This window comes from Pseudomonas fluorescens, from assembly GCF_902497745.1.
Classification (GTDB): Bacteria; Pseudomonadota; Gammaproteobacteria; order Pseudomonadales; family Pseudomonadaceae; genus Aquipseudomonas; species Aquipseudomonas fluorescens_BM.
This window is the reverse complement of the sequence record NZ_CABVHJ010000015.1, coordinates 63,264-78,728: the sequence shown is the minus strand read 5'-3', so window position 1 is coordinate 78,728 and position 15,465 is coordinate 63,264. Positions and strand designations below refer to the sequence as shown.

Annotated in this window: 10 protein-coding genes and 2 tRNA genes; 7 read left to right on the top strand and 5 right to left on the bottom strand. The window is 58.2% G+C overall.

Annotated features, from left to right (window positions below):
• Positions 1-64: 64 nt before the first annotated feature.
• The 4 genes from F8N44_RS21915 to F8N44_RS21900 all read right to left on the bottom strand — a co-directional run bounded on the left by F8N44_RS21915 (position 65) and on the right by F8N44_RS21900 (position 3,186).
• Positions 65-1,630, bottom strand: coding sequence for an ABC transporter permease (locus F8N44_RS21915; RefSeq protein WP_150651769.1), 1,566 nt, complete (start codon positions 1,628-1,630; stop codon positions 65-67).
• Positions 1,630-2,640 (bottom strand): extracellular solute-binding protein, encoded by a 1,011-nt coding sequence (locus F8N44_RS21910; RefSeq protein WP_150651768.1) that lies wholly within the window; start codon positions 2,638-2,640, stop codon positions 1,630-1,632. Before F8N44_RS21910 ends, F8N44_RS21915 begins: the two co-directional genes overlap by 1 nt.
• Positions 2,641-2,831: 191 nt before the next feature.
• Positions 2,832-2,918: transfer RNA gene (locus tag F8N44_RS21905), tRNA-Leu, on the bottom strand.
• A 181-nt stretch (positions 2,919-3,099) separates the two neighbouring features.
• A tRNA-Leu gene (locus tag F8N44_RS21900) sits at positions 3,100-3,186 on the bottom strand.
• A 226-nt stretch (positions 3,187-3,412) separates the two neighbouring features.
• Between F8N44_RS21900 and rnr the strand changes: the two genes are divergently transcribed.
• The 7 genes from rnr to dnaB all read left to right on the top strand — a co-directional run bounded on the left by rnr (position 3,413) and on the right by dnaB (position 10,707).
• Positions 3,413-6,043 (top strand): ribonuclease R, encoded by a 2,631-nt coding sequence (gene rnr, locus F8N44_RS21895; RefSeq protein WP_077570643.1) that lies wholly within the window; start codon positions 3,413-3,415, stop codon positions 6,041-6,043.
• Entirely contained in the window at positions 6,040-6,807 is a 768-nt protein-coding gene (rlmB, locus tag F8N44_RS21890; protein WP_016983783.1) for a 23S rRNA (guanosine(2251)-2'-O)-methyltransferase RlmB, read from the top strand. The genes rnr and rlmB overlap by 4 nt, the downstream gene beginning before the upstream one ends.
• Positions 6,808-7,114: 307 nt before the next feature.
• Entirely contained in the window at positions 7,115-7,534 is a 420-nt protein-coding gene (gene rpsF / locus F8N44_RS21885) for a 30S ribosomal protein S6 (RefSeq protein ID WP_007915844.1), read from the top strand.
• A gap of 29 nt (positions 7,535-7,563) precedes the next feature.
• On the top strand, positions 7,564-7,794 hold the full coding sequence (rpsR, locus tag F8N44_RS21880; RefSeq protein ID WP_002551829.1) for a 30S ribosomal protein S18: 231 nt from the start codon (positions 7,564-7,566) through the stop codon (positions 7,792-7,794).
• Between the two features lie 36 nt (positions 7,795-7,830).
• Positions 7,831-8,724 (top strand): hypothetical protein, encoded by an 894-nt coding sequence (locus F8N44_RS21875; protein ID WP_016983782.1) that lies wholly within the window; start codon positions 7,831-7,833, stop codon positions 8,722-8,724.
• A 19-nt stretch (positions 8,725-8,743) separates the two neighbouring features.
• Entirely contained in the window at positions 8,744-9,190 is a 447-nt protein-coding gene (gene rplI, locus F8N44_RS21870; protein ID WP_003221136.1) for a 50S ribosomal protein L9, read from the top strand.
• A gap of 119 nt (positions 9,191-9,309) precedes the next feature.
• Complete coding sequence (gene dnaB / locus F8N44_RS21865; protein WP_007915846.1) at positions 9,310-10,707, top strand: replicative DNA helicase; 1,398 nt, start codon at positions 9,310-9,312, stop codon at positions 10,705-10,707.
• Positions 10,708-10,749: 42 nt separating this feature from the next.
• On the opposite strand, the gene F8N44_RS21860 is transcribed toward dnaB, so the two are convergent.
• On the bottom strand, positions 10,750-15,408 hold the full coding sequence (locus F8N44_RS21860; RefSeq protein WP_224794808.1) for an NEL-type E3 ubiquitin ligase domain-containing protein: 4,659 nt from the start codon (positions 15,406-15,408) through the stop codon (positions 10,750-10,752).
• Between the last annotated feature and the right edge of the window lie 57 nt (positions 15,409-15,465).

The following is a 15,465-nucleotide window of genomic DNA, read 5'->3' as shown; positions in this document are numbered from 1 at the left end:
AGATCGCGTTCCTCTGATGGGACTTGGTCAGAATGTGGGAGCGAGCCTGCTCGCGAAAGCGGCATCAGCGGCTCAGATACATCCGGGTCGTCAGCAAATAAACCGGCAGCCCCGATACCAAAATCAACAACGCCGCATAAGGCGCTGCGGCCGCAAACTCTACATTCGCTGTATGCGCCCAGACCTCGGTCGCCAAGGTGTTAAGCCCGGTCGGACTCAGCAGCAACGTCGCCGTCAATTCCTTCATCGCATCGAGAAACACCAGCGCAAACGCCGCGCCCAATGCCGGAAAGATAATCGGCAACGTCACCCGACAAAACGCCGTGAACGACGAAGTACCCAATGTGCGCGCGGCCTCTTCCAGTTGCGGCGCAGCCTTGTTCAGTGCCGTGCGAATCGGCGCCTGTGCCAATGGCAAAAACAACAACGCATAAGCAATCAGCAGCAGTCCCGAAGTCTGGTAGAGCGCCGGCACGTAATGCAGGGCGAAATACACCAGCGTCAACGCAATCACCAATCCTGGCAGTGCATGTAGCAGATACGGCAAGCGTTCGGCCCAGATTGCCAGTTGGCCTTTGTAGCGCACTACCAGCAATCCGACTGGCACTGCGAGCACCAGACACAATGCCGCACCGCCAAGAGAAAGCGCCAAAGACGAGAGCAGGGCTTCAGTAATCGCGGCCACCGGAAAAGCCGCCGACGAACCGACCGCCAGCCAATACGCCAACATCCCCAGCGGAATTCCGCTGCCGACAATCGCCAGCATCAGGCAATACAACTGACCGACTGCTGCCCATGGCCCTAGTCGAACCTGTTCAGCCTGACGCGCCGCGCCTTGCCCGGTGCGTACATGTCGGCCCTTGCCGCGCACCCGCAATTCCAGCCACAACAACACCAGGCACAGCGCCAGCAGCACGGCGGAGAGCATCGCGGCGTTGGCGTTGCTGAACTCCAGTTCGAATTGCTGATAGATCGCCGTGGTGAAGGTTTGCAGGCCGATGATCGACAGTGCGCCGAACTCGACCAGCATGTGCAAAGCAATTAGCAGCGAACCGGCCAGCAACGATGGCCAGAGCAGCGGCAAGGTGACGCGGAAAAACACGCCCCAGCGATTCTGCCCGAGGGTGCGGGCAGATTCTTCAAGGGAGGGATCGAGATTGCGCAGCGTCGCCGCCACCGGCAGGAAAATCAGCGGGTACTTCGACAGGCTCATCACCAGAATCGCCCCGCCAAGCCCTTCGAACTGCGCGCTCAACGAAACCCAGGTGAAGCTGCTGACAAACGCCGGCACCGCGAACGGCAGGCACAGAATCACCCCCCACAGGCGTCGTCCCGGCAGATTGCTGCGCTCCAGCAGCCAGGCCAGCGACAGACCGATCACGCCGCACGTAAGGGTTACGCCAACCATTAACGCCAAGGTGTTGCGCAGCAGGCCGAACACATATGGGCGCCACAACAAGTGCAGCGCTTCGGCCCAACCGGCCTGCCAGGCTTTGAGCCCGACATAGGCGAGCGGCAACAGACTCAGTATCACCAGCAACAAAACTGGCAATACCAGCCAGATCGAAGGCCGCCTGCGTTTTGGCACGTAACCCCCGCGCGCGGCGGGGGCGGATAACGATGCGGCCATCAGTTCAAGCCAACTTCACGTTCCAGTTCCAGCGCTTCTTCGGCATTGCCCAGATCGGCCGGCGTTACGTTCGGCGCTTCCAGTTCGCTGAACGGCTTGAGTCCGCGATCCGATTCCATGCCTTTGTGCAGCGGGTATTCGGCGGTGGTCTGAGTGATTACGCGCTGGCCTTCTTCGCTGGCCATGTAGGCGAGAAATTGCTGGGCTTCTTTGGGATGTTTGCTGGATTTCAGCACGGCAGCGCTCGATACAGTGATCAAGCCGCCGACGTCGCCGCCGGTGAAGTAATGCAGTTTCGAGTCGAGTTTGCCTTTCTCGCGCTGCAGGGCGAACCAGTAGTAGTTGTTCACCAGCACGGTGGCGACTTCGCCGTTTTCCACAGCTTTAAGGGCGACCATGTTGTTGCTGTAGGTCTTGCCGAAAGCGCGCAGACCGGTCAGCCACTCTTCGGCGGCGTCGCGACCGTGCATCTTGATGATCGCCACGGCTTGTTCCTGGAAGGCGCCGCTGGTCGGTACGAAACCGACTTTGCCTTGCCATTGTGGATCGGAGAATTCCATGACCGATTTCGGCAGGTCTTTTTCGTCGACCAGTTTCGGGTTGTAGGCGACCACACGAACGCGCGCCGTCACGCCGATCCAGGTGCCGTTGCCAGCCACGTATTTTTCCGGAAGCACTGCCAGCGTGGCGTCATCGGTCTTGGCCAGCAGGCCCAGTTCGCCGAGATTGTTCAGCGGTGGCGACTCCTCGGTGTAGATCACGTCGGCGGGGGAGCGGTCGCCTTCTTCGATGATCTGGCTGGCGAGTTGATTGCTGCTGCCTTTGCGCACGTTGACGTGAATGCCGGTCTTGGCTTCGAAGGCTTTGGCGATCGCGTCGCCGACTTCTTTATGCTGGCCGTTATAGAGAGTCAGGGAAACCGTATCGGCAGCCTGGGTGAGGGGAGTGGCGAGCGCCAGGCCGAGGAGGGTGAAGGTCAGGCCTCGGCGCAGGGTATTTCGAAACGTCATTCGCGGGGTTCCTCACTGTCGCATTGCAAAAACTTGCAACAATGATAAACGATATTGTTTCTCAAGTGCGCCTTGCGGTGGGGCTGGCGTTTTGATAGGCGGCGTGGCGATAAATTTCCGGAAGCCAGAAACGCAAAAACCCGCTTTCGCGGGTTTCTGTGAAATTCAAGGCTGTAACCTTGAATTTGAATTGGTGCCCAGAAGAAGACTCGAACTTCCACGACCGTAAGGTCACCAGCACCTGAAGCTGGCGTGTCTACCAATTTCACCATCTGGGCAATCATCGCGAGCGTTGCCGCTGTTGATGTGGCGCACTATACGGAGCGCCTTTTGATCTGTAAACCCCTGATTTAATTTTAATAAATCAGTTTTAAGAAAACCCGGGCTTAGAATGCAAAAAACCCGCTTTCGCGGGTTTTGTGTGAGCCTTGAAACTGATCTAGTCTCAAAACTCGAAATTGGTGCCCAGAAGAAGACTCGAACTTCCACGACCGTAAGGTCACCAGCACCTGAAGCTGGCGTGTCTACCAATTTCACCATCTGGGCAGTATCGGTAACGCTTGTGCGTCGTCGATGGCGCGCACTATACGGAGCGTCTTTTTAACTGTAAACCCCTGTCAGCAAAAAATATGATTTTTTTTACCGGCGGTGGTCAAAACGGCTTTCGGGCGTCGATACAGGCCCTCAGTTGGGTCTTATATAGTCGGAAATTTCCCGTTTCATGGCGCCTATGCCAAACTAACCCGCATATAGACAAGGTGAAAACTCTCTAATGGCCGATTGGCAGTCCCTCGATCCCGAGGCCGCTCGTGAAGCGGAAAAATATGAAAACCCTATTCCTAGCCGCGAACTGATCCTGGCGCATCTCGCCGATCGGGGTTCGCCTGCTGCCCGCGAGCAACTGGTCGAAGAGTTTGGTCTGACCACAGAAGACCAGATCGAAGCCCTGCGCCGCCGCCTTCGCGCCATGGAGCGCGACGCACAACTGATCTATACCCGTCGTGGTACGTACGCGCCGGTCGACAAGCTCGACCTGATCCTTGGCCGCATCAGTGGTCACCGCGACGGGTTCGGCTTCCTGGTGCCGGACGACGGCAGCGACGACCTGTTCATGAGCCCGGCGCAAATGCGTCTGGTATTCGACGGCGACCGTGCGCTGGCCCGTGTTTCCGGCCTCGACCGCCGCGGTCGCCGCGAAGGCGTGATCGTTGAAGTGGTTTCGCGTGCTCACGAAACCATCGTCGGTCGCTACTTCGAAGAGGGCGGCATCGGTTTCGTCGTTGCCGACAATCCGAAGATCCAGCAAGAAGTGCTGGTAACTCCGGGCCGCAACGCCAACGCGCAAATCGGTCAGTTCGTCGAGGTGAAAATCACCCACTGGCCGACGCCGCGCTTCCAGCCGCAAGGCGATGTGGTCGAAGTGGTCGGCAACTACATGGCGCCGGGCATGGAAATCGACGTTGCCCTGCGCACCTACGATATCCCGCACGTCTGGCCTGAAGCGGTTCTGAAAGAAGCCGCCAAGCTCAAGCCGGAAGTCGAAGAGAAAGACAAAGAGAAGCGCGTCGACCTGCGCCATCTGCCGTTCGTCACCATCGACGGCGAAGATGCCCGCGACTTCGACGACGCTGTTTATTGCGAAGCCAAGCCGGGCAAGCTGCGCCTGTTCTCCGGCGGCTGGAAGTTGTACGTGGCGATTGCCGACGTTTCCAGCTACGTGAAGATCGGCTCGGCGCTGGATAACGAAGCGCAAGTGCGCGGCAATTCGGTGTACTTCCCCGAGCGCGTCGTGCCGATGTTGCCTGAGCAGTTGTCCAACGGCCTGTGCTCGCTGAATCCGCACGTCGATCGTCTTGCCATGGTTTGCGAGATGACCATCTCCAAGTCCGGCGAAATGACCGACTACTGCTTCTATGAAGCGGTGATCCATTCCCACGCTCGTCTGACTTACAACAAAGTCAGCGCGATGCTGGAAACGCCGAAAATTACCGAGGCGCGTCAGCTTCGCGGTGAGTACAACGATGTTCTGCCGCACCTCAAGCAGCTTTATGCGCTGTACAAGGTTCTGCTGGCTGCCCGTCACGTCCGTGGCGCGATCGATTTCGAAACGCAGGAAACCCGAATCATCTTCGGTACCGAGCGCAAGATTGCCGAAATCCGTCCGACCACCCGCAACGACGCGCACAAGCTGATCGAAGAATGCATGCTGGCGGCCAACGTGGCCACCGCCGAATTCCTCAAGAAGCACGAAATTCCTGCGCTGTATCGCGTCCACGATGGCCCGCCACCGGAGCGTCTGGAAAAACTGCGTGCGTTCCTTGGCGAGCTCGGTCTGTCCCTGCACAAAGGCAAGGACGGTCCATCGCCGAAGGACTATCAGGCCTTGCTGGCAAGCATCAAGGACCGTCCGGATTTCCACCTGATCCAGACTGTGATGCTGCGTTCGCTGAGCCAGGCGGTGTACAGCGCTGACAATCAGGGCCACTTCGGCCTGAATTACGAAGCCTATACCCACTTCACTTCGCCGATCCGTCGTTATCCGGACCTGTTGACGCACCGCGCGATCCGCAGCGTGATCCATTCGAAACAGGACACCCCGCACGTTCGTCGTGCCGGTGCGATGACCATTCCGAAGGCGCGCATTTACCCGTACGACGAAGCGGCACTGGAGCAACTCGGCGAGCAATGCTCGATGAGCGAGCGCCGTGCTGACGAAGCGACCCGCGACGTAGTGAACTGGCTCAAGTGCGAGTTCATGAAGGATCGAGTAGGCGAATCGTTCCCGGGCGTGATCACCGCAGTGACCGGTTTTGGTCTGTTCGTCGAACTGACCGATATCTACGTCGAAGGCCTGGTGCACGTCACCGCGCTACCGGGCGATTACTACCACTTCGATCCTGTGCATCACCGCTTGGCGGGCGAGCGCACCGGTCGTAGCTTCCGTCTTGGCGATACCGTTGAAGTGCGCGTGATGCGCGTTGACCTCGACGAGCGCAAGATCGACTTCGAGATGGCCGAAAAAACCATCAGCGCGCCAATTGGCCGCAAGAAGCGTGGCGCTGAAACCGCGGCTCCTGCTGCCAAGGCTTCGGAAGAAAAGGCCCCGGCCAAAACCGCCGGCCGTCGTCCAGCCAAGGAGAAAGCTGCCGAAGCCTATCGCCCTAGCGATGCCGTGGCGAAGAACGCCGAGCTGCGCAAAAGCCGTGAAATGAAGAAAGCGCTGCTTTCCGATGCCAAAAACGGTGGTAAAGCGGCGTCCGGGGGAAAGACCGGACGGTCGGCGCCTGAAAAGGCCTCCGGCGGCAAGCCAGCCAAACCGAGCAAACACCGTAAAGGCCCGCCAAAAGCGGGTTCTGCTCCAGCCAAAAGTGGCGGGGCACGTAAACCGAAGGCGAAGTCATGAGTCAGTTGGAAAAAATCTACGGCGTTCACGCGGTAGAAGCGTTGCTGCGTCACCACCCGAAACGCGTCAAGCAGATCTGGCTGGCTGAAAGCCGCAACGATCCGCGTGTGCAGACCCTGGTTGAACTGGCCAACGAAAATCGCGTTCAGGTCGGCCAGGCCGAACGTCGCGAAATGGATGCCTGGGTTGAAGGCGTGCATCAGGGTGTGGTCGCGGAAGTCAGCCCGAGCCAGGTCTGGGGCGAAGCCATGCTCGACGAGCTGCTCGATCGCACTGAAGGCGCGCCGCTGTTGTTGGTGCTCGACGGTGTGACCGACCCGCACAACCTCGGCGCTTGCCTGCGCTCGGCCGATGCGGCCGGTGCGCTGGCGGTGATCGTGCCGAAAGACAAATCGGCAACTTTGACGCCGGTCGTGCGTAAAGTCGCTTGCGGCGCGGCGGAAGTGATTCCGCTGGTGGCGGTGACCAACCTCGCGCGCACGCTGGAAAAGCTTCAGCAGCGCGGTCTGTGGATTGTCGGTACGGCGGGTGAGGCTGAGGTCAGCATTTATGACCAGGACCTGACCGGCCCGACCATCCTGATCATGGGCGCCGAAGGCAAGGGCATGCGTCGCCTGACCCGCGAGCACTGTGATTATCTGGTGAAGCTGCCGATGGCCGGTAGTGTCAGCAGCCTCAACGTTTCGGTTGCCACCGGCGTGTGTCTGTTCGAAGCACAGCGTCAGCGCGGGGCAAAAGCCAAGGCTGCTGCCAAGAAATCCTGAGTCGTACACGATTCAAATGTGGGAGCGAGCTTGCTCGCGAAGAGGGCGTGTCAGTCGACGTAAATGTTGCCTGACAAACCGCATTCGCGAGCAAGCTCGCTCCCACTGTGTTTTGTGGGGTGGCATAACTGAGTGATTGTTCAAATAATCACCAATTGCCTTGCACCTCTCTTGTCCCTTCTCTACAATTGCGCCCCTTGCTGTGACGGCAGGCACGCATGTGCCCCGCGCCAGCAAGTCCATAAGTGTCATTCACTCCTTGTCTGACCGTTTTTGAGCGGCAGGCTACAACCCGTAAGGAGCATTCATGCGTCATTACGAAATCATCTTTCTGGTCCACCCGGATCAGAGCGAGCAAGTCGGCGGCATGGTTGAGCGTTACACCAAGCTGATCGAAGAAGACGGCGGCAAAATCCACCGTCTGGAAGATTGGGGCCGTCGTCAACTGGCCTACGCAATCAACAATGTTCACAAGGCTCACTACGTGATGCTGAACGTTGAGTGCACTGGCAAGGCCCTGGCCGAGCTGGAAGACAACTTCCGCTACAACGATGCAGTGATCCGTAACCTGGTCATCCGTCGCGACGAAGCCGTTACCGGCCAGTCCGAGATGCTCAAGGCTGAAGAAAACCGCAGTGAGCGCCGTGAGCGTCGCGATCGTCCTGAGCACGAAGGCGCTGAAAGCGCTGAAGGCGAAGAGAACGACAGCGATAACGCTGACGAGTAATCCACGGACCTTATTAAGGAGCCTATCAAATGGCACGTTTCTTCCGTCGTCGTAAATTCTGCCGTTTCACCGCTGAAGACGTGAAAGAGATCGATTACAAAGATCTCAACACTCTGAAAGCCTACGTATCCGAGACCGGCAAAATCGTTCCAAGCCGCATCACCGGTACCAAAGCTCGTTATCAGCGTCAGCTGGCCACCGCTATCAAGCGCGCCCGCTTCCTGGCCCTGCTGGCCTACACCGACAGCCACGGCCGCTGAGACCGGGCAGTCGACAAGTAGCAAAGGATTGAATGCATGCGTGCCTTAGCTGAGTTCATCATGCGAGGCCGTATGCAGGCCACTCTCGTGGTGGCCGGATGTGCAACATTGCCGTTGTTGTATTGGTTGGGCGCTGCCGCCGGGAGCCTTGTGCTACTGCGGCGCGGACTGACGGACGCCCTGGGTGTTCTGTCTCTGGGGCTGCTGCCGGCATTGATCTGGTGGCTGTATGCCGATGACCCACGCGCACTTTTGGTGCTGCTGGGGTCTTCGGGACTTGCGTTGGTTTTGCGCGCAAGTGAGTCCTGGGTTCGCACGCTGCTGGTCAGCGTAGTGATTGGAGTGGTGTTTTCGGTGGTGCTCGGGGCTGCGTTTGCGGCCCAGATCGAGATGCTCGCGCAGGCCTTGATAAAGGTCATGCCAGCGCTTCTCGGTGAGACTTACAAGCAATTGTCGGTCGATGAGCAAGCGCGTTTCGCGTCCCTGATTGCACCGGTCCTGACCGGACTGATTGCGGCTTTGTTGCAGATCGTCAGCGTGCTGAGCCTGATTGTCGGGCGGCATTGGCAGGCGTTGTTGTACAACCCGGGTGGTTTTGGTCGCGAGTTTCGCGCCATCCGGATCCCGCTGGGGCCGGCGATGTTACTGCTGGCGTTAATGCTTCTGGGCCCGAATCTCGGTGCACAGATGGCCATGTTGACGCCGTTGTGCAGTGTACCGCTGGTGTTCGCCGGACTTGCCCTGATTCACGGGCTGGTCGGGCAAAAGCGACTGGCCGGTTTCTGGCTGGTGGGGTTGTACGTCACGCTGCTGTTGTTCATGCAGCTGATCTATCCGTTGCTCGTGGTCCTGGCCATTGTCGACAGCCTGATTGATTTTCGCGGTCGTCACGTGTCGAAAGACACCGATAACGCGAACGGTGAAGGTTAAAAGTTAAGAGGATTTCCACATGCAACTGATCCTTCTGGAAAAAATCGCCAACCTGGGCAACCTGGGCGACAAAGTAAACGTTAAGGCCGGTTACGGCCGTAACTACCTGCTGCCTTTCGGCAAAGCTACCGCTGCAACCGCTGCCAACCTGGCTGCGTTTGAAGAGCGTCGTGCTGAGCTGGAAAAAGCTGCTGCAGACCGTAAAGCATCGGCTGAAAGCCGTGCTGCCCAACTGGCCGAGCTGGAAGTGACCATCACTGCCACCGCTGGCGACGAAGGCAAGCTGTTCGGTTCGATCGGTACTCACGACATCGCTGACGCACTGACCGCCTCCGGCGTTGAAGTGCAGAAGAGCGAAGTTCGTCTGCCGAACGGCACCATCCGCAATGTGGGTGAATTCGACGTGGCTGTGCACCTGCACGCCGAAGTTGAAGCCACCGTACGCGTTGTCGTGGTAGCAGCTTAAGCAACACTGATCGGCTGGCGGCTTGTCCGTCAGACGGTTAACATCGGGCACGATCCTGTTTACAGGTCGTGCCCTTTGTCTTTCTGAATTCCCTGTTTTTCCAAACAACACAAGTGGCCATGAACGATATCTCCGCTCCCGAGCAATACGATCTGCAAACCGCTGCCCTGAAGGTGCCGCCGCATTCCATCGAAGCCGAACAGGCTGTACTCGGTGGTCTGATGCTGGACAACAACGCCTGGGAACGCGTGCTCGATCAAGTCTCCGACGGCGATTTCTATCGACATGACCACCGTCTGATCTTCCGTGCGATCGCCAAGCTGGCCGATCAGAACATGCCAATTGACGTCGTGACCCTGTCCGAGCAACTGGACAAGGAAGGTCAGACTTCGCAAGTGGGTGGCCTCGGTTACCTTGGCGAACTGGCGAAAAACACGCCGTCCGTCGCCAACATCAAGGCCTATGCGCAGATCGTTCGCGAACGAGCGACCTTGCGCCAGTTGATCGGCATCAGCACCGAGATCGCTGACAGCGCCTTCAACCCTGAAGGCCGCACCGCCGCCGAAATTCTCGACGAAGCCGAACGGCAGATCTTCCAGATTGCCGAGGCCCGGCCTAAAACCGGCGGCCCGGTAGGTGTGAACGATTTGCTGACCAAGGCCATCGACCGCATCGACACCTTGTTCAACACTGACAACGCCATCACTGGCTTGTCCACCGGCTACACCGACCTCGACGAGAAGACCAGCGGCCTGCAGCCGTCCGACTTGATCATCGTCGCCGGCCGTCCGTCGATGGGTAAAACCACCTTCGCGATGAACCTGGTGGAAAACGCTGTGTTGCGCAGCGAGAAGGCGGTTCTGGTGTACTCCCTCGAGATGCCAGGTGAATCGCTGATCATGCGTATGCTCTCCTCGCTGGGCCGCATCGACCAGACCAAAGTGCGTTCCGGTCAACTGGAAGACGATGACTGGCCGCGCCTGACTTCGGCGGTCAACCTGCTCAACGACCGCAAGCTGTTCATTGATGACACCGCCGGCATCAGTCCGTCGGAAATGCGTGCGCGGACCCGGCGTCTGGTGCGTGAACACGGCGACGTCGGCCTGATCATGATCGACTACCTGCAACTGATGCAGATCCCCGGTTCCAGCGGTGACAACCGTACCAACGAAATTTCCGAGATCTCGCGATCCCTGAAAGCGCTGGCCAAGGAATTCAACTGCCCGGTGGTGGCGCTGTCGCAGCTCAACCGCTCCCTGGAACAACGTCCGAACAAGCGTCCAGTGAACTCCGACTTGCGGGAATCCGGAGCGATCGAGCAGGACGCCGACGTGATCATGTTCGTGTATCGCGACGAGGTGTATCACCCCGAAACCGAGCACAAGGGCATCGCCGAAATCATCATCGGCAAGCAGCGTAACGGCCCGATCGGTTTTATCCGCCTGGCGTTTATCGGCAAGTACACCCGCTTTGAAAACCTCGCACCGGGTAGCTACAACTTCGACGACGACGAATAAGTGTTGGCCGAAGTCTTTCGGCCAACACCCGCTACTGTCAATTTATGCGCTGGCACCCACCACTTCTTCAACGGTGTTGGCCGCTGAGTACTCGGCAAGCTCTTGCCGGGTCAGCGCTTCGATCAATGCCGCTTCCTCAACCATCAACGATGCTTGCATCGCTTTGGATTGCGCGTCGTAATCGGCAAACGATAGCCCCTTGGCCTCGTACGACTCGTCGAGCGCCGCCTGCCGATCCTGAAACGGTTGGCGCTGCTTTTCGAAAGTTTCCTGATGCTTATGGGTGAGGAATTTTTGCCAGAACTCCCTCGACACCAATTCCTGAAATTCTTCAGGAGAGTTATCCAGCGCGATGACTTTCTTGTACGCATTCTCCAGCTGCGCTGGTGAAACGCCGGCCAGACGAGAAAACCCCATTCTTTCCGGTTGTCCCGGCAATTGCAGTCGGTCTTTCAAACCGTGGCGATAGAAGAGCCTGACTTCGACCTCTTCCGGAATATGAGGTGGTGCAAGTGCTGCTGCTTCTTGCGGCGATCTGGCTGCTGCAATGGCGGCCTCGCGTTGCGCGATGTCTGCCGAGGCGATTTTGTCGACTTCATGCAAACGGAACAATGCTTTGGATAATGCGAACAGCTTTGGCCCCTGCGCCTTGTCGCCGGCCTGGGCAAGGGCGGTATGCATCATCATTCGGGTTTCCAGATTGGCAAAGGTGAACGCCGCCCGATCGCAGCAGGCCGCGTCACCCGCCCGATCAAACACTTCGTTGCGCAGACGTTCGGACTCTGAAGTGTTCTCGGTAATGCTGTCGATCAGCCTCCAGACTCGACTCTGAAGTTCGCTGTGACCGGTGGGGGACTCCAACAAGCGTTCAAACGTATTGAACAGGCCATCCGAGCGTGGCTGATCGCGCAGTGCCTGCCACTGGATTTTTCTGGCCGCCAGCTGATCCGCCGTGAGTCCCGCTGTCCACCGCGCCACCGGATCGTCTGTGACTCTACGGTTGATTACGGGGGCGTGACCTCGCGCCGTGTCGACCAGGTTTCTCAAACCCGTCAGCGGAGTTTCGGCCTGTATGAGGCGGTCGTTGTACTGGGTCAGCCGGGTCTGGGTTGCTGCGGACAGCGGATTGTCGGCGATGTCGGTCACGTTGTTGATGCGCACAGTGTGCCCCAGACGCGCGTCCGGCGGTGCGATGACAGAATCCGGGATCTGCGTTATTCGATTGTTGCTCAGATTGATGGTGTCCAGCAGGGGCTGATCGGCAATGCCCGTTGGAAAGGTGTCGATACCGGTGTTGGCCAGATCGATCGAGCGCAGATCAACGATCGTGCTGAAGTCCGGTGTGATGCCCAGTCGCGGATTTTCGTGCAGCCAAAGGGCTCGCAAAGTCGTTCGCTCTGACAGGATTCGGGCCGTGTCGGCAGTGAGGGAAATCTGGTTTTTCTGTAGAAAAAGTCGCGTCAGCCCGTTCATTTCGCCCACTGCGGGTGGCAGTTCGCGCAGTTGATTGCGCGACAGATCCAGCCAGCGGACATGGCGGAAACGAGTCAGAAAACCTTCCGGCGAAGTGCTCAGGTCCATATTGCTCAGTTTGAGAGAGCCGACATGACTGAAGTCGACATCGATGTCCGGCAGGCTTGGCAACCTCAGGCCACTCAGATCCAGTTCAAGGCCGATGGGCGTTCGGTCATTGGCCAGCTTCGGCAGTGTTTCCTGTCGCCAGCAACTGATAATCCTGTTGCTGGCCGAGACCCTGTCAGGACGGGTTTGTGCGTTGAACGCCAGTTGGTTGGCCCGAATGTAGCCTGCGCGATTACCTCCGCCAGAGTAAACCCAGGCATCGAGCTGACGTTTCAGCATGCCGAACTCAAGCTCGAGGTTGTGGACTTTAGTGGCCGCTGCATCACCGTCAAAACTCCAGAGGTATTCCCTGCACTTTTTGACGTCCTTGCCTGGAAACAGCCGCCGATACCGTTGCGTCAGCGAGTTGTCGCTATCAAACATCACATCATGGTGAGAGGTCAGCAGATCGGGGGCTACCCTGCTCACACGCCGCCAGTAGTGGTCGAAGGTTTTCCAGTATTCGAGCGGGAAATCATTGCCGTCGAGATGCGTGTTGCTGTTGATTCGGGCGACCGTCAGCAACTGCTCTGGCGGCGGATTGATGAATTCCTGCGGCACTTCTTTCAAATGGTTATTGCGCAAATCAACAATGATCAACCCCGTTTTGTCCTGCAGTCCGGTCGGCCATTGATCGATTCCCGTTTTATTCAACAACAGGTATTTCAATCCGGCCATGTTGCTGAAGTCAGGGAGCAGCGACAGCGCTGGATTTTCGGAAAGATTAACAACCTCCAGATGACGCATGGCACTGAGCGTTGCCGCACTTTTTTCGTCCAGTTCAAGTCGGTTATGGCTCAAGTCGAGGTTGCGCAGTTTGTCCATCGCACTCACGGGGCGAGGTAAGGTTTCAATCCCGCAGTGGCTGATTGACAAATGCTCCAGATGAGTAAAGTTGGAGAGGAATATGTCGGCATCCCCCGACCAGGTAACGTTGTCGAGCTTCAGTAATCTGACATGACTGAAGTCTGCGGTGAGGGCAGGGAGCGGCGCGTTGATGGAGGCCAGTCTTAGAATTTCTCCCGGGTCTTGAAGCCAGCAACCCTTGATGATTCTGGCGACACGCCGCGCCTGTATTTTTGCGGGTGACTCAGCGCCGGATGAATCGGTCTGACTGCTGTCAACGTAAGCTTTCAACTGGGCTTCAAGTGAATCCAGTTCCTCAAGCCGTCGAGCCAGTTTCACTTTGCCCTCATCATCCAGTCCGGTGAGAAATTCCCGGGCCTGTTGTACGTTTTTGTCCGGGTAGACCCGCTGTACGGTGGCGATCTCGGGCATATCACCCTCGAGTCTGAATGCGCCAGCCAATGCGTTGCTGTTCAGCTCCGGGTGCTCGGTCGCCACACGTCGCCAAAACACTTCAAGTTTTTTCCAATAGTCGGGCGGGAAAGGATTGCCTTCAAACAGTGTGACGCTGTTGATCCGTGCGACCGCTCCGAACTGATCGGTCGAAGGTGTCAGGTGTGCCTCTGGCACCTCGGTCAACTGGTTGTTACGCAAGTCCAACTGAGTCAGTTGTGCCTGATTGCGCAGACCCGTTGGCCATTGATCCAGTTGTGCATGGCTCAGGTTCAGCGTTTCAAGTTCCGGCATACCGGCAAAATCAGGCGTTTTACCCAGTGGATTGGCTGACAGGTCAAGGTGCTTGAGTTTGCCCAGCGTGCTCAGTTCTCTTGCCGTTTTCTCGTTGAGTGCAATTCGGTTCGAACTCAGATCCAGCCTGCTCAGGTTGGACATCTGCACAATGGCAGCGGGTAACGTACCCAGCGTTGAGCCGGTAATCTGCAGAGCCTCCAGGCCGGAAAAATTGCCGAGAAACGTATTGGCCGAGTCGGTCCAGGTAACCGATTGCAGTGTCAGGTGCCGAACATGGCTGAAATCCGCGGTCAGCGCGGGCAGCGTTGCGTTTGCGGCCTCCAGTCTGAGAATGCCTCCGCTCTGATGGCGCCAGCAATGTTTGAGGCTATCAGCGAGCTGTTGTGCGCCGTTTGGCGACGTATCCGCTGTCGACGCGAGGGCGGATTGTCTGACCCAGGTATTGAGTTCGACCTTAAGGGTTTTGTAGTCGGTTTCGCGGCGGGTCAAACCTCCCGCGATGTCATCTCCCAATGAGCCGATGAAGTCGCCTATCTCGTCATCGGTGTGGTCGGGAAACAGTTTTCTGGCGCGCGACTCTGGGCTGCGCAATTTGTTGAGGGCCAGAGATAGCCGGTCCCGCAGCTCCAGACGAACAGGCGCGCGACCACCCTCGCTGCGCATCATCCCGCCCGCTCCGGCGACTGTGATACCCACCCAGCCTTCTACCGTATCGAAAACAATCGGTTCCGATCTTCCCGGGCGCGTTGCGATATACCGGTTGGCGCTGTCACTGGCCACCGGATCCTCGCTGCGCACGATGCGCATCACGGCCGCTAACGGGGTTGATCCATCGGCATCGTGCAAGACCTGATACGCGTGGTTTTCGATCACCGCGTAGAGTTTGCCGTCAAACCGATGAAGGCCGTCGTTGCCGGGTTCTGCGTGGTTGAAATCCAGCCCTGTGCGAAACGGTTCCAGGCGAGTGTCGCTCAAGTGGAATGTGTCCGGTTCGAAGTCTTCCAGTCTGTGCCACAGCCCGCTCTCGGGATCGCGCAGCAGCAATGGGCCGGACGGTTTCGATTCGCTCGCCAACCTGGCCCGCAACAGGCCGGTGTCTGTGTCCTTGCCAACCTGGACGATGCCGCCGTCGGCCATTTCCGCGTACTGGCGACCCTTGTGCGTCCTTAAGCCGCTGGTGTCGGCTACCGGCAATCCCGGTGCTGCGGCGAGCCGGTAATGCTCCAGTGGCTGCTTGACTGGATGAGAGAGGTCTGGCGACGAAGGCGCCGAATGCACCGTGATGCTCGGTGCAGGTTCAATCGAATCCAGGTCGGCTGTGTCTGTGGTTCTGCCCGGCCGCACTGGTTGGCCGAAGAGCGCCTCAAGCCCCGAGCTTGTGTGCCGTGAATTGTCAGACCGTGGCAGGTTCACCTCAGGCGAGGTGTCAGGGCGAACCGTGGTGTGACCGGAGGTCGTGCCTTTGGTGGGCGTTTTTACTGGCATGGTTTTTCATCCTTGAAAGTTTTGCCGGTCAGTTCGCGTAGGCGGGAGCTGACCGCA

What these genes read in the sequence shown, in the direction of transcription:
- F8N44_RS21915 (WP_150651769.1), bottom strand. Translation starts at nt 1,630, where the DNA reads ATGGCCGCATCGTTATCCGCCCCCGCCGCGCGCGGGGGTTACGTGCCA.
- F8N44_RS21910 (WP_150651768.1), bottom strand. Translation starts at nt 2,640, where the DNA reads ATGACGTTTCGAAATACCCTGCGCCGAGGCCTGACCTTCACCCTCCTC.
- rnr (WP_077570643.1), top strand. Translation starts at nt 3,413, where the DNA reads ATGGCCGATTGGCAGTCCCTCGATCCCGAGGCCGCTCGTGAAGCGGAA.
- rlmB (WP_016983783.1), top strand. Translation starts at nt 6,040, where the DNA reads ATGAGTCAGTTGGAAAAAATCTACGGCGTTCACGCGGTAGAAGCGTTG.
- rpsF (WP_007915844.1), top strand. Translation starts at nt 7,115, where the DNA reads ATGCGTCATTACGAAATCATCTTTCTGGTCCACCCGGATCAGAGCGAG.
- rpsR (WP_002551829.1), top strand. Translation starts at nt 7,564, where the DNA reads ATGGCACGTTTCTTCCGTCGTCGTAAATTCTGCCGTTTCACCGCTGAA.
- F8N44_RS21875 (WP_016983782.1), top strand. Translation starts at nt 7,831, where the DNA reads ATGCGTGCCTTAGCTGAGTTCATCATGCGAGGCCGTATGCAGGCCACT.
- rplI (WP_003221136.1), top strand. Translation starts at nt 8,744, where the DNA reads ATGCAACTGATCCTTCTGGAAAAAATCGCCAACCTGGGCAACCTGGGC.
- dnaB (WP_007915846.1), top strand. Translation starts at nt 9,310, where the DNA reads ATGAACGATATCTCCGCTCCCGAGCAATACGATCTGCAAACCGCTGCC.
- F8N44_RS21860 (WP_224794808.1), bottom strand. Translation starts at nt 15,408, where the DNA reads ATGCCAGTAAAAACGCCCACCAAAGGCACGACCTCCGGTCACACCACG.